Here is a 16674-nt window from a genome sequence, read left to right as displayed (position 1 = left end):
AATTTGTAAAGGGGATGATATGTTTTATGAGCGTAACTCGTGATGTAAGAAAAAAAATACTTTCTGACATTAAAAGCGGCCTGATTTCCTTGGAAGAAGGAGTAATACGGATTAAGCAACTTGATTCTGGTATGGCTCAGCGAAGGGAACAGACTGTTTATTATAAGACGGATTGGCAGCCAGCTGATCTCGATTTAGATCCAAAAGACAGCCGAAGAGAGGGCAGTCTTTTATTATTTGATACAAATGAGGATTTGCATAAGGAACTGACTGTACGGCATGATAGAAGTATTATTTTAGTCATGCCTGGGAAAGAATTTCGACGTATTCGGAGTGGTGTGTTTGAAATCAACCCTCGGTCTGAAAAAGATTATACAAGCTTGTTTGCGTTACTGAAAGAAGAGAAAGCAGACATAAGGGAAGCCGTCCATCTATGGTCTGACCAACCGTTTAGCAGTAATGAGAAAGCGATTGAAAGACAATGTGACAGCGGGGTTTATTCTTTATTTTTATTAAACCGGGCTCTCTTCAAGAGTAAACAGCGCAAAAAAGTAAACGTATTGTATGCGTATTTTTCCGAGCGTTTAGGAGAACAGCCCCTTTATGCATCGGCAAGCGGCTTTTTGCGGACTTGGCAGCAGGAGAACCCGCTAATTTCGCCAAAAAGCATTGAATTAGAGCGGTCGGCTTTCGCAAACGGCAGCTTAGGCGATATTTTGATCAATGAACTGAGAGACTTCAGCTCTCCTGAGATCGAAATCCGTTACCAAGGAATGGAGAGATTTGTTAAACGCCTGATAACATATAAACCTGCAAACAAACATACAAGTGAGGAATATATACTGCGGGACAATGGTGTTTATATTATCACAGGAGGGGCGGGCGGATTAGGATTCACCTTTGCTGAATATTTGGCTCAACAAACCAAATGCCAGATTGTCTTAACGGGGAGATCACCTTTTTCAGACAAAATACAAAATAAGATAGCACAATTAGAAGCCTTAGGAGCCTCTTCTATTTATTTACAGGCTGACATTTCAATAAAAGAAGAGGCAGAATATATAATCAATGAAACCAAAAGAGCATATGGAAAGATAAATGGAATCATTCAAAGCGCGGGTATCATCCGCGACTCATTTCTTCATAAAAAAACAATAGAAGAATTCAATCAGGTGATTAAGCCGAAAGTATTGGGCACACTTTGGCTGGATGAAGCCACAAAGCAGGAGCGTCTCGACTTTTTTATTTGTTTTTCCTCTACTTCAGCCGTTTTAGGAAATATTGGACAGGCTGATTATGCATTCGGAAATAGTTATATGGATCATTTGATGAACATGCGTGCCGCTCAGAATCCGGGCAAAATGTTCCTATCTCTGAATTGGCCACTTTGGAAAGAAGTCGGCATGCAAGTAGATGAGAGCACGTTGGAGACGATGAAAAAATCGGGCTTTTATCCCTTGGAGAAAGAGGAGGGGATCAGAGCGTTTTCAGCAGGTTTGTCATCTGGGCTTTCCCAATTCACGGTATTTTGCGGAGATGATCATATAGACAGACATGTACATAAATTGTATGAACGTGATAGCAGTCTGCTTCAAGAAGAAACAACCGTCAGTGAGGCGGTAAAGCCTGATAAAAAGCTGAAAGCTGACACTTTGACATTTATAAAAGAAATTATTTCAGCAGAATTCAGAATGCCGGCAGACAAAATAGACGCAGAGGCAGCGCTGGATAAATACGGACTTGACTCAGTCATGATCATCAATATAACCAATGAGCTGGAGAAGCATTTTGGTGCGCTTTCAAAAACCCTGTTATTTGAGTTTCAAACTGCATCCGAATTATCAGCTTATTTCATTGAAAAGCACCATGATGCTCTGGTTCATATGCTGAAATTAGGAGTAAACGACAGCGGTAATGTTCAACAGGCGGCGGAAGCTGTTGATCCAGTAGTACCGAGCTTTCAACATAAATCAAAAGGGCTGGCTCATCAGTCAAACCTGAAAATAGCAGAAAAATATCAGGACAATGATATTGCCGTCATTGGAATCAGTGGCCGCTATCCGATGGCAAACGATCTTGACACTCTCTGGAGAAATTTAATGGAAGGGAAAGATTGTATAACTGAAATTCCTAAAGACCGCTGGGATTTTAGCCTGCATTATCAGCCGGAAGCTGATCATGACATAAAAAATCAAAGCAAATGGGGAGGATTTATTGATGACGTGTATCATTTCGATCCGTTGTTCTTCAATATTTCTCCGGCTGAAGCGGAGTTAATAGATCCTCAAGAAAGAATTTTTCTGGAAACAGTGTGGCATACCATAGAAGATGCCGGGTATGCGAAGAAAATGCTTGAAAGGAAAAATGTCGGCGTGTTTGCAGGTGTCATGTACGGGCAATATCAGCTGTACAGTGCTGGAAATCATGAGCAGGCCATTTCTTCTTCATATGCATCCATCGCGAACAGAGTATCTTACTTTTTTAATTTCAGCGGACCTAGTATTGCTTTGGATACAATGTGTTCCTCGTCTTTGACTGCTGTTCATTTGGCATGTGAGAGTTTAATAACGAATGAATGTGAGCTTGCAATTGCCGGAGGAGTTAATCTTTCCATTCATCCTGATAAATATAAACTCCTCACTCAAGGCGGTTTTTTGTCCAGCGATGGTCGCTGCAGAAGCTTTGGATCTGGGGGAGACGGCTATGTTCCCGGGGAGGGAGCCGGTGCTGTTTTACTGAAGCCTGTAAAAAAAGCAATTGCTGACGGTGATCAAATTTATTCCATCATTAAGGCAACTGCTGTCAACCATGGGGCAAAGACGAATGGATATACTGTGCCTAACCCGACCGCTCAAAGTAAGGTGATTAGCAGAGCCCTGAAAAAAGGAAAGGTTGACCCGGAAAGTATCAGTTATATAGAAGCTCACGGCACAGGCACTGCATTAGGAGATCCGATTGAAATTGCCGGATTGCACAAAGTATTTGCCGATGCAATGACAGACAGAAAGACATGCGCAGTCGGGTCTATTAAATCTAATATCGGACATTTGGAGGCAGCTGCAGGCATAGCTGGAATTACAAAAGTAATATTACAAATGAAACATAAAACAATCGTTCCATCGCTGACTCATTCTTCTAAATTGAATGAGCATATTCAGTTTCAAGAAACGCCTTTCTATGTACCGGAAAGTCCTGAAAAATGGGTGTCTTCCGTTGCAGAGCGTGACGGAAAAAAAATATCAATTCCAAGGCGTGCAGGTATAAGTTCATTCGGAGCCGGAGGGGCAAATGCCCATATCATCTTGGAAGAGTATGTAAATAGTGAGAATGCCGTATTTGAAACAACCGAGCTAGAGCCGCTTTTATTTGTTTTTTCCGCCAAAAATGCTGAAAGACTGGTTGACTATGCAAAGGGTGCAGCGGAGTACATACAGTCAAAAGATTATACTTCAGATGCACTTAGGAATATAGCATATACTTTACAGACAGGCAGAGAAGAAATGGCATACCGATTGGCCGTCATTGCATCTTCAAAAGAGGAATTGATTAAGAAGCTTTTAGATTATTCACAGGGAAAAACATTATCAGAGCAGCTATTTACATCTGAACTTACATCCGTATCAAACACCATTGAATTTGAAAGTCATGAGACAAAAAAAGAAATTGAAAAAGCAATTGCAGAGAGAGATCTTTCAAGGGTTGCTGAGTTTTGGATCAGCGGATACACCATAAGCTGGTCGTTCCTCTATGGAAATGACAAACCTAGACGGATTTCTGCACCGACATATCCATTTGCCAAAGAATTATGCAGAATAAGCGCCTCTAAACCTAGAAGCCGCCAAAAGGCAGATGCAATTGATGTTCTGCATCCGCATATTAACTGCAATGTTTCAGATTTTAATGACCAAAAGTTCAATATAAATGTCAAAGGTGATAATTTATACGTAAAAGCAAAACACGATGAAAGGATGTTTCCGTATCTTTTACAAATAGAAATCGCGAGGGCAGCAGGAGAAATAGCTTCAGGACATCCGATTACTCGATTGACAAATCTTTCTTTTTCAAAACCGATCGTACAAAGCGGTCTAAATGACCAAATTCAAATTGTGCTGGCACCGGAAGGCGATACTGCTTCATTTTTTATAAAAGATCAGAATGAATCATCATTTTATTTCTCCGGCAAACTTGTATTAGAGGGGCTTAAGGAAAAGGGACAATTTATCAATATTAAACCGTTTATGTCAGAGTATACTGACTGGATATCAGGAGAAGCGTTTTATCATCGGCTTGCTGAAAACGGCTATGATTGCAGCAGTAAACTTAAAGGCATAGACCGTTGCGTGATACGGGACGGAAAGGCGCTTACAATCTTAAAGGCAAGCGACAAGGCAGAGGGTTATACGCTCGATCCCGCTGTTCTTGAAAGTGCTTATCAGACGATATTATGTCTCTTAGAGAAAAATACGGGGACAGTACCTAAAACAGTAGAAGAGTGTACCATTTTTGATGAAGAGGCCAAAGCTGTATATGCATACGCAGTACCAAGTGAATATGGCAAATCGTCTTATCACGTATTTCTGTTAGATGGTAACGGACGGGTGCTTGTAGAGCTTAAGGGACTGACTGTAAATCCACAGCCGCATACTGAGGTGAATTATTGTTTGCAGAAGTGGGTGCAAAAGAACCTTTCCCCTGTGAAAGTTGGAAATGAAAATGCAGGTACGATCTTGTTGTTTGCAAATGATAAAGAAATTGCTGAGGCGCTAATAGACCAATCTGCCTACCGGATAATTCTTGTAACGCCGTATCAACGACAGCTTATAAAGAATGCTCTGACATTTAGCATAGACCCTAAAATACCGTCAGATTATAATCGTTTGTTTGAAAAATTAGAAAAAAACAAGATGCTCCCAGACATTGTTCTGCATACAGGGGGAGATTTTGATGCAGGCGAACATCCGGTTAGAGGACTGTATTCGGTCTTTCATTTATTAAAGGCGCTGAGTGACCGAAAAAATTTATCTCTTAAACATTTACTGATTACTCAGTCTTATAGAGAAGATATGAGTGATCCTTTTGGTGAGACTTTACCAGGTTATTTGAAAACGATAAACATGGTGCTGCCTTCTGTAGAGCATGCTGCATCAATCAGCTTTTCTGAACATATTTCAGCCGACAAGCAGGCTGAACACTGCCTTCAAGAAATTGTATCTGCAAAAGGCCATATTACTGCTGAAGAAGTCAAATATGTAAAGGATATAAGGTATGTCAAAACCCTGGAAGATAGAGCGCTAACGAATGCAGGCGGCATAATGCTTAAAAATAAAGGGGTTTATATGTTAACAGGCGGTTTAGGTGGTCTTGGAATGACATTTGCTAAATATTTGGCGTCTGAATATAAGGCGAGATTGGTGTTAACGGGAAGGTCAGCGTTAACAGCTGAAAAACAGCATGAAATTGAAAAATTAAAGGCACATGGTGCTGCCGTGCTGTATTTTCAAGCTGATGTAACAGATAAAGATGCGATGAAACAGGTATTAGATGAAACGAAACGGAACTGGGGACCCCTTCAAGGTGTTATTCACGCAGCTGGTCATGCTGATGATCGTCTATTTACGGAAATGAGTCTCGCTGATTTTTCGAAGGGGCTGGCTGCTAAAATTGAAGGGACGATATGTTTAGATCAAATAACGAAAGAAGAACCGCTCGACTTCTTTGTGGTGTTTTCTTCCATCTCTTCGATATTTGGTGACTTTGGACAGGTTAATTATTCCCTAGGTAATTATTTCCAAGATCGATATATCCACTGGCGAAATGAAAAGAGTCTAAAGCATGAGAGACAGGGTAGAAGCATTTCAATTAATTGGCCATTATGGCGAGAAGGCGGCATGCATTTAAGTAAAGAAGCTGAATCTGCATACCTTTTAACTTCGGGGTTCCGCTATTTAGAAACAGAAGACGGTATAACAGCATTTGAGGCAATCTTATCAAATGAAGATCTGCAAATAGCCGTGCTTACTGGTAATAACGGCAGGTTTACAGCAGCTGATGATAAGTCTATTCAAGAATTAACAGCTGAGTTGGATCAAGAAAAAGGTGATTATACACAATTATTTAGACAGGCTCATGTATTAGGTGAGTTGAAACGGATGGTGTCTGAATTACTGAAAATTAATATCGATCGTTTGGATATATCAGAGAATTTCGGCAATCTTGGCTTCGATTCCATCAGTTTGAAAACTTTCTCCGTCCAAATAAACCAAAGATATAAGCTGGAATTAACACCGGCGATTTTCTTTACTTATAGTAATATCGAATCGCTTTCTGACTTTATAATTGGTGAACTGCCTGTGGAAGCTAAAGAAAATGTGAAATCTGATATAGATATTCAAGAAAAAAGAGAATCACGGCACACTGAGAAGTTGAAAAAGTCTGAAATCCGCTTTCCGCCTGCAAAAAAGCAAACAGGTCAGTTAAAAAAGCCTATGCAGAAAGAACCGATTGCAATTATCGGAATGAGCTGCGTTTTTCCCGGAGCAAAAAATTCGGGTGAATTCTGGTCAAACTTGATCAACGAAAAAGATATGATTCAGGAAATTCCGCTCGAGCGGTGGGATTGGAAAAACTATGCAGATAACGAAGCAAACAGCCGTATAAATTCTAAATGGGGCGGTTTTATCACGGATGTTGATAAATTTGATGAATCTTTTTTCAACGTGAATCCTCGAGAAGCTGAACTTATGGACCCGCAGCACAGAATATATTTAGAAGAAACTTGGAAAGCGATAGAAGATGCGGGTTACAAGGCATCAGAACTGTCAGGCAAAAACATCGGAGTGTTCACCGGCATTCAATTTAATGATTATCGCCAACTGTTAATGAAGCATTTAGACAAGGCACATGCATTAGTTGGAACTGGAAACAGCCAGGCGCTCATCAGTAATCGGGTATCTCATTATTTTAATTTCAGAGGTCCAAGTGAATCTATTGATACAGCCTGCTCAAGCAGTCTTGTTGCCATCCATAGAGCAGTGAGTTCGATTCAAGCTGGTGAAAGCGAGCTGGCAGTAGCTGGAGGCGTGTCATTGCTATTAGATCCCGTGACCCACTTATATACAGATAAACTTGGAATTTTGTCCGCAGATGGCAGATGCAAAACGTTTGATAAGCTTGCCAATGGTTATGTTCGAGGTGAAGGTGCAGCTGTGCTGCTGCTAAAGCCTCTGCAAAAAGCTATTGATGACAAGGACAATATTTACGGAGTATTGAAAGGAACCGGTGAAAATCACGGGGGGAGAGCTGCTTCGCTGACCGCCCCAAATCCGGAAGCTCAAGCAGCGCTGTTAACATCAGTTTACCAAAATGCCGGTATTCCTGCTGAAACAGTATCCTATATAGAAGCACATGGAACCGGTACGGAACTTGGAGATCCAATTGAAATCGAGGGCTTAAAAAAAGCTTTTGTATCCCTTAAGTCGGACAGCACAAGAAATACGGACCAATATTGCGGAATCGGTTCTGTGAAAACCAATATCGGACATTTAGAGCCTGCTTCAGGGATGCCGGGTCTGATAAAAGTATTGCTCGCCATGAAGCATAAAATCCTGCCGGCTACCCTGCATGTTAAGGAGTTGAACCCTTACATTCAGTTAACTTTAACGCCATTTTATATTGTGAATAAAACAATAAAGTGGAATAGATTGATAGATTGGGAAGGAAAGGAAATTCCCCGTCGAGCGGGAGTCAGCTCATTTGGATTTGGAGGAACTAATGCCCATGTCATTGTAGAAGAATTTGAGGAAAGCCAGGAAAATCAAGTAAATAGGGAACAAGAACATGTAATTGTGCTCTCAGCTAAATCAAAAGAAAGATTAATTACTTACGCCAAAGATTTTTCAAGCTTTTTAAAAGAGAAGCAGACAACTGGCCGGTACGGAGAGCCTAAGGTGAGAGAGCATAATCTACGAGAAGAAATCAGAATAGAGGCAGCAAAAATCCTAAGTTTAGATGCAGATGAAATAGACATGGAGACACATTTAACAGACTTGGGATTTGATCTGATGACCTTAACTGCATTAAGCTCTTTCATCAGCACAATATCCGGGAAAGAGGTCCCGATTGGCATATTTACAGAGCAACCAACACTCAACGATTTGTTCCATTATATCTGTCATGAATCGAATATGCCTGTTGACAATCAGGTTACATCTCAGCATGGAGATCAAGCAGGGTACAGCCTTGAACAAATAGCTTACACGCTTCAAACCGGCCGTGAATCGTTCGAATCGCGTCTTGCTATTATTTGTTCAAGCTTAGAGGAGCTTTCTGAAAAGATAAACGGTTACCTTCAGGGGGAAGATCTACAAGAGGTTTTTGAAGGAAATGCTAGAGAATTTCATAAAGTGTATTTCCCGATTTTTGATGGACCCGAGGGTCACTCATATATTCAATCGCTAATTCAAAAAAGAAAATTGACAAAACTGGCTCAAATGTGGACGATCGGTTATGAAATCAGTTGGGGAGATCTGTATGAGGGAGAAAATAAACCTATGAGACTTTCCCTTCCAGTCTATCCTTTCAGAAAAAACAGACATTGGATTAAACAAGAATTTACGCCTCAGGCTGAAAGACCTTCAATAATGCCGGCGGTTCACAAATCAAATGAAGAAAGCTCGGATGTTAAAATTATATCGCTTCTTGAAAAAGCACAATCAGGTGAGGTTAATACGAAGGATACAACAGAGCTGATAGAGGAGTTGCTTTTACATGAATGAACAAACTATACAAATTGAACAAATAGTTAGGAAGGTGAAAGAACGAGAGCTGACTCCTGAAGAGGGATTGGGACTAATTAGAGGTTTGGGTAAAACGCATATTTATGAAAAGGAATGGGTAAAATATATCTTTCAACGTACTGGGCAGCCTCGTCAGATGACAGAGCCAATTTTATTTTTGGCCAGTGACGAAAGTTTGTACAGCGTAATGAAGAGACAATTAGAAGGCGCCGCGGCGCCTTTTATTTATGTTTCTCCCGGAGACCGATTCGAAGCTGGCCGAAATGGCTGTTTTAAAATGAATTTTACACAAAAAGAAGATTATGAAGCTTTGTGCCGTGCGCTTGTCTCTCAGAATATAAAGCCTCGGCATATTGTTCATTTCCTCTCGGTCGGGGCATTTCGTGACACGGACAAGACAATGAGAGAGCAGCTCGATAAAAGCCTGTATTCTGTATTTTATTTGCTGCAAGCCATAATGGAGAATAAACTCTGTCCGAAAGCAGAGGTCTTATATTTATATGAAAATGTCCAGGGAGAGGCTCAGCCTATTTATAGAGCGGTTGAGAGTTTCCTCAAGACTGTTCAAGCCGAAAACCCGAATTTTAGGTGTAAGACTGCAGAATTGAAGTCGATGAGTAATGAGCCGTTTACAAAGGAACTTATCGCTGATGTCATTTTTTGTGAATGGAGTAATCAATGTGTATCGAGCAGTTTTACATGTTATGACCCAAGACATTATTATATACAGCAAGTTAAAAAAGTGAATAAAGGTGGATCCCCGGAAAATAACTTTAACATCAAAGAGAACGGTGTGTATTTGATTACGGGAGGTGCCGGCGGTCTTGGGTTTCTATTCGCGGAATATTTGGCGAAACGGGCAAAAGTTAATCTTATATTGACTGGCCGTTCACCGAGCTCTATGGAAATAGAGCAAAAAATTAACACGCTGAAAAAGCTCGGGTCTGAAGCTGTTTATATCCCAGCAGATATATCGAAGGAAAAAGAGACCGACATATTAATTGATCAGATCCGGCGGACATTTGGAAGATTAAACGGCATTTTACACAGTGCCGGACTTGTAGATGATGCATTTGTTATTAAAAAGAGGAGAGACAGAATAGAAAAGGTAATCGCACCCAAAGTATTTGGAACCGTTTGGCTTGACAAAGCTGCGAAAGGGGAATCTCTTGATTTCTTCGTCATGTTTTCGTCCCTGTCCTCCATCCTGCCTAATGCGGGCCAAAGCGATTATGCATTTGCAAATGGCTGTATGGACAGTTACACCGATTACAGGATCATGAAGAATCGTCCGGGAAAAACTCTCTCTATTAACTGGCCGTTATGGAGCGCAGGGAATATGTCAGTCGGTCCGAGAGAGTTGCAAGTTTTAAGGGAAACCGGTTTGGATCTATTATCAGCGGAATCCGGTCTTGCCTCCTTTCAGAATTGTATGAGCAGCAATGCTTCTCAGCTGGCAGTTATTAACGGAAGTGAAGAAAAGATCTTCCAATTGCTTTCGGTTGATAATACAGAGACAGATGTAACATCCGAATCTGATCACGAACTTCCTCAAATTAGTGAAAATCAATTAAAAAAGCAAACTGTCTGTCTATTGAAAGAAATCATCGGAGCTGAGACTGGGAGACCAACTGATAGTATTTTGTCCGGGGATACGTTCGACCGCTACGGTATTGATTCCTTAACGATCTTAGGACTAACTTCCAGGCTAGAAAAACACTTTGGCAGTGTATCTAAGACTTTATTTTTTGAATACAGCAGCATCGACCAGTTAGCGGAGTATTTTTTAGAACATCATTATGACAAGTTAGTCAAGGCTTTTTCGCCGCAGTCAGAACAGAGAAGGAATATAACGGCCGAAAAAAAACAACTGAAGCAACGAGGACGCTGCAAATCCTCAGCGGTTACCGAAGAAGATATTGCAATTATCGGCATAGCCGGACGTTATCCGATGGCTGAGAATGTAGAAAAGTTTTGGGATAATATTGCCTCGGGGAAAGATTGTATAACGGAAATCCCAAGCGAACGCTGGGATCATCGAAGATACTTTAATACTGGTGAAAAAGCTCGTCATAAAAGTAAATGGGGAGGTTTTATTAAAGATGCTGATAAGTTCGATCCGCTGTTTTTCTCAATTTCTCCTCATGATGCCGAGTTAATAGATCCGCAAGAACGGTTGTTTTTAGAAACTGCATGGCACACATTTGAGAATGCCGGTTATACAAGGGGAAAATTAAAACGGTATAAGACAGGTGTATTTGTAGGAGTGACATACAGTCACTATCAGCTTTTTACAGCAGGAGCATCTGATGATGACCGTAAGGCACTTTTGTCTTCTTATTCGTCAATCGCTAACCGGGTATCATATTTCTTCGATCTTCACGGTCCAAGTCTTGCTATTGATACAATGTGCTCATCTTCACTATCTGCCGTTCATTTCGCATGTGAAAGCATCAAAAGGGGAGAATCCAGCCTTGCAATTGCCGGGGGAGTAAATTTATCTTTACATCCCGATAAATATACATTGCTTTCTCAAAATCATTTTGTTTCGAGCGATGGACGCTGCAGAAGCTTCGGGGCTGGAGGTGACGGTTATGTACCAGGTGAAGGAGTAGGAGCTATTTTATTAAAATCGCTTTCGAAGGCAGTTGCCGAAGGAGACACTATTTACGGCGTTATTAAGAGTACTTCAGTTAATCACGGAGGAAAAACAAACGGCTACACTGTCCCGAATCCAAATGAACAAGCAAATATTATCAGCGAAACGCTTGATAAAGCTGGAATTGGTGCAGATAGCATCAGTTATATAGAAGCGCACGGGACAGGTACATCGTTGGGAGACCCCATTGAAATTTCCGGACTGTCTAAGGCTTTCAGCAATCCCAAAAGCAGTTTTCGCTGTGCAATCGGTTCCGTAAAGTCAAATATCGGACATTTAGAGGCTGCTGCTGGGATAGCGTCAATCACTAAAGTGTTGATGCAAATGAAATACAAACAGCTGGCACCTTCCATTCATTCTCATGAGTTAAATCCTAATATTGATTTCGATGAAACACCGTTTTATGTCCAGACTGAACTAAAAAACTGGGAGGTTCCTGAAAGTCATGTTAGAAGGTCAGGCATCAGTTCATTTGGTGCTGGGGGATCTAATGCTCATATCATTATTGAAGAGTATATAGACGAAATAAATACCAATCCTGCAAAGAGCGAAGAAATGCAAATCATTCTTCTGTCTGCTAAAAACGAAGAGCGGCTCCGTATCTTAATTGATTCACTCATAAATGAACTTGATTCGAATACATCACTTACTGATGTGGCATATACATTACAAACGGGACGAGAAGCCATGGAAGAACGGCTGGCTGTAGAAGCACGGGACGTTGGTGAACTTGTCGATAAGCTCACCAAGTATTTACAATCAGATCAGGAAGTACACGGATTATATAGAGGAAATGCCCGTATTAGTTCCGATAATCATAAGACCTTATTAGCATCATCACAATTCCAGAACTTATATGATATAGCGCTTCATTGGGTAAATGGCGGTGAAATTGATTGGGAAGACAAGTACAGAACAGAATCACCGAAAATAATTTCTCTGCCAGCATATCCGTTTGAAAGGAATAGATATTGGGTGCCAAGCTCAAAAATCACACAAACAAATAGATTGACAAGAGTACAATCGGGGTTGCATCCTTTACTAGATCAAAATGTCTCGACCTTGAAGATGCAAAAATTTATTACTGATTTTTCAGAAGCATCTTTTGCATGGCCTGCCTTATGTATCAATCAGCAAAAAAATCTGCCTTTTAGCTCACTAATTGAAATGGCAGCTGCCGGTGGAGCAATGTCTGCCGAACAGAATGTGTGGAGAATGAAAAATATTTGTTTACATGCCCTATTGGAATTAACAGAACAACCCGTGCGAACTGAACTTAGACTATTTGATCAACAAGGTGCGGTATCTTTCGAATTGTCTGAACGGTCAGAACGCGAGGCTGAACAGATCATTTTAAACGGAGAACTGGAATACAAGGAAGCGAATCGTGAAACAGGTGCTCGTTTTAAATGTGCAGCTGACTATAAAGCGAATTGTGAAGAGTCTATGACCGGGTCCGAATGCTATGATCTTCTGGAAACCAATTTGATAAATTATGATGCGGATTTGCGCGTTCTCACAGATTTATTTTTGCATAATGATTTCTTGCTTGCCGATGTCGCTATACCGGAAAAAGACTTGTATACAGAATGTATTGTAAATCCTGCTGCAGTTGAAGGAGCCATTCAAGCAGCAGCTGTTTTAGCAGCAAGGCACACTGGTGATCAAGGGTTTTACTTACAGGAGATTGAAGAGATTTGTTTTTATCAATCTGTTCCAAATGAATGTTACGTGTTTGTAGATCTGAACAAATCAAACGTTGAAGAGAGGCAGTTTACAGTTTACTTACTTTCACACGAAGGAGAATGTATGGCGGTCTTCCGGAATATGTTTTTCTCAGGATGGGAGACAGTAGTAGATAAGCCTGATAATATACCGTTTGATTTACTATGTAAATCTTGGGAAGAAAGCCAAGTCTCATCGTCTTTTCTTTCAAAAGGCCAGATCATTATTTTGGCTAACATTGAAAATGAGCAGTTTGCTTCTGAGTTGTTCGCTTCAGATCCTCTCATGGGCTGCACTGTCATTTGCAGGAAAGCTGATAGTCAATTACATCTGAGCGGCGAAGGCTTTAGCTTTGACAATTCTCTGCGTGCAAAGGAGACGGCTTTGGCGATCCTCAAAGAGAACACGGACATCACCGGTATTGTTGACTTGTCTGATTTATGGAGAGAGCCGGTAAAGGCTGCAGCCGACTCTGTTGGGAAACTGACGCTGTTGCAGGAAATAATAAAAGCTCAAAAGCATCTATTTGTTTTACACATTACAGAAGGACTGCAAACGTTTAAGAATAAACAGCCGACCTTAGCCGGGGCGGAAACAGCAGGATTAATTAAGATGTTAAGCGCCGAGTATAAAAAAATTAAAGCGAAAACAATAGATATAGATCAGCATTCAAAAAGTCTGGACGAACTACAACAATTGATCAAAAACGAAGCAGCAGCTGACGATCTTTACAGTGAAATTTGTTATCGTAACGGAGCTCGATATACGCAGTGTGTGAAGAAATTACATCCATCCGAGTTTAGCAGGGAAATCCGCCTGCCTGTATGCCAACCGGATCAAACACTTGTTATTACTGGCGGAACGAGGGGAATCGGTGCAGAGCTTGCCAGACACTATTCTGACAAGGGAGTAAAAAAATTTGTACTAATGGGGCTAACTGAATTGCCTCAGTCTGATGAAAGAGATGACCTGTTAAAACAGACAGATAAAAAATCCACCTTATATTCAAAATTGAAGCTGCTCAAAGAGTTAGAGCAAAAAGGGGTTCAGATAGAAATATATGGAGGTTCGCTTACTGAGAAAGAAAAATTACAGCAGTTCTTTTCAAAAGTGAGAAAGAAGCACGGGCAAATTGGAGGAGTCATCCATTGTGCGGGGGTAGCCAATCATGTGAATCCGGCTTTCATTCATAAAACCAGTCAAGAAATAAAGGAGGTATTTGAGCCTAAGATACAAGGACTCCAAGTGTTGCATGACATTTTTCTGGAGGACAACCTCAAGTTCTTCATTTTATTTTCTTCAGTCGCAAGCGCATTTCCGTTGTTAGGAGCGGGAACGAGTGAATATGCTGCGGCAAACTCTTTTATGGATTATTTTGCGGCTTATCAGCATGCGTGTGGCCGAACTTATTATAAATCAATAAACTGGCCTAGTTGGAAGGAAATTGGAATGGGCGAGGTGAAAAGTCCTGCATATCAGGCGTTAGGGCTATTGTCACATCGGACTGAAACAGGCATAGGCATGCTCGACCAAATAATGAAAGTGACTGGATATCCATGCCTTATACCGGTTAAGACAAACCATGAGAAATTCTCATTACAGCAGCTGCCTCTCACAAAAATTCAAACCAGTGTTCATGAGCCATCGGTTGTAAACGAACAGTTATCTGATGATACTGATAACGAAGCGATTATTAGTATTTTAAAAGATATTTTCTCAACAGAGCTTAAAATTCCTTGCGAGAAATTAGATCAAGATACTTCTTTTTCGGAATACGGGGTAGATTCTATTTTGCTGGTTCAGCTTGTAAAAAAAGCAGAAGCTGCTTTCCAAATAAAAATTGAACCGTCAGCCTTTCTGGAATACCCCAACTTCAAACAGCTTGCGTACTATTTAAATCAATTATTTGAAGATGAGGATGTATCCATTCAGCATATTTCTGACGCTCTGGGAAATGAAAGAGAAGTAAAGCTGGAGGACCGCTCATTAAAAAGCAATGGCTTACTAGGCTTTAAAACACGCATGAATAAAAAAACGTTTCCGAAACAAAACGAATTTCAAGAGAAGCAAAAAAAATCGAATCAAATCGCAATTATCGGGATAGGCTGTGATTTCCCGGATGCCGAAAATAAAGAGTTGTTTTGGCAAAATCTCGAAAAAGGGAAAGATAGTGTCCGCGAAGTTCCAACATCACGCTGGGATATTTCTCAATATTACTCAGATACTTATAAGAAAGGAAAAAGTATCAGTAAGTGGGGCGGATTTCTCGAGGATATTGAACATTTTGATCCAGTGTTTTTCAATATGAGTGAAAGTGAAGCATCTCAGCTTGATCCATTAATTAAAAAATGTCTGGAGGTCAGCGTACAGACACTGCGAGATGGCGGCTACCGAAAAGAAGAGGTGTCAAACAAAGAGGTTGGAGTCTTTATCGGTTCACGGGCAGGGACGTTCATGTCTAGAATAAGTTCACCTTCAAAAAATACGATAGTGGGAATTGGACAAAATTTCATCGGAGCTCATATTTCGCATTTTCTAAATTTAAAAGGGCCGAATTTGGTTGTGGACACGGCTTGTTCTTCCTCATTAGTCAGTGTTCACCTTGCTTGTCAAAGCCTGATATCAAAAGAATCGGACATGGCTATAGCAGGAGGGGTTGATATTTTACTTGACCAAAAGCCTTACTTAATGTTAAGTGAAGCCAGAGCGCTTTCACCTGAGGGAAAATGCCGTACATTTGATGAAAAGGCGGATGGATTTGTACCGGGAGAAGGATGCGGCACCGTTCTGCTGAAGAGGCTTGATGAAGCTCTCACTGATGGGGACCAAATTTATGCGGTAATTGATGGATCTGCAGTAAATAACGATGGACAGACGATGGGAATGACAACACCGAATCCGAAAGCGCAAAGTGCAGTGATCAAAAAAGCGTTGAAAAACGGAGGAATCGACGCTTCTTCACTCAGTTATGTCGAGACACATGGTACTGGTACGATGATAGGCGATCCGATTGAATTAAAAGCACTGACTGAAGTGTTCCGGGAAGTAACGGAAGAGAAGCAATTTTGCGGTGTAGGTAGCGTAAAAACGAATTTTGGGCATTTAATGAGTGCGGCTGGAATAGCAAGCGTTATTAAAGTGGCATTATCCATCTGGAGTCAGAAGCTGCCTCCAACATTGCATTGCCAAACGCCGAATCCTAGATTTAAATTTGATCAATCTCCTTTTTTCCCGAACACTGCTTTAAAAGATTGGAATCCTAGAAAAGGAGTGTTAAGGGCTGGAATCAGTTCTTTTGGATTTGGCGGAACAAATGCACACATGTTATTGAGCAACATGCATTTTATAATGGGATATACAGAGCCGAAAAGACAGTCGCTCCCGCCGGCTGTCTTCAATAAAAAACGGTGTTGGATTGATAAGAGGCATTCTCATAAAGAGGAAGAAGCAGACATGCTGATACCTTTACTAGAGTTTAAAGAACTATGATGAAAA

2 protein-coding genes are annotated in these 16674 nt (G+C 40.8%); both read left to right on the top strand.

The features are described from left to right. Positions 1–26: 26 nt before the first annotated feature. On the top strand, positions 27–8774 hold the full coding sequence (locus tag AC0C66_RS12155; protein WP_472973599.1) for an SDR family NAD(P)-dependent oxidoreductase: 8748 nt from the start codon (positions 27–29) through the stop codon (positions 8772–8774). Then, positions 8767–16668, top strand: a complete 7902-nt coding sequence (locus AC0C66_RS12150) for an SDR family NAD(P)-dependent oxidoreductase (RefSeq protein ID WP_072182075.1) — start codon at positions 8767–8769, stop codon at positions 16666–16668. The genes AC0C66_RS12155 and AC0C66_RS12150 overlap by 8 nt, the downstream gene beginning before the upstream one ends. Positions 16669–16674: the final 6 nt, after the last annotated feature.

It is taken from the genome of Bacillus sp. VA13, assembly GCF_055710085.1.
Note: the sequence above shows the minus strand (reverse complement) of the source record. Positions and strands in the feature narration are given on the sequence as shown.

Bases quoted from the DNA above. Each gene is read 5' to 3' on its own strand.
- AC0C66_RS12155 (WP_472973599.1), top strand. From the start codon at position 27: ATGAGCGTAACTCGTGATGTAAGAAAAAAAATACTTTCTGACATTAAA.
- AC0C66_RS12150 (WP_072182075.1), top strand. From the start codon at position 8,767: ATGAATGAACAAACTATACAAATTGAACAAATAGTTAGGAAGGTGAAA.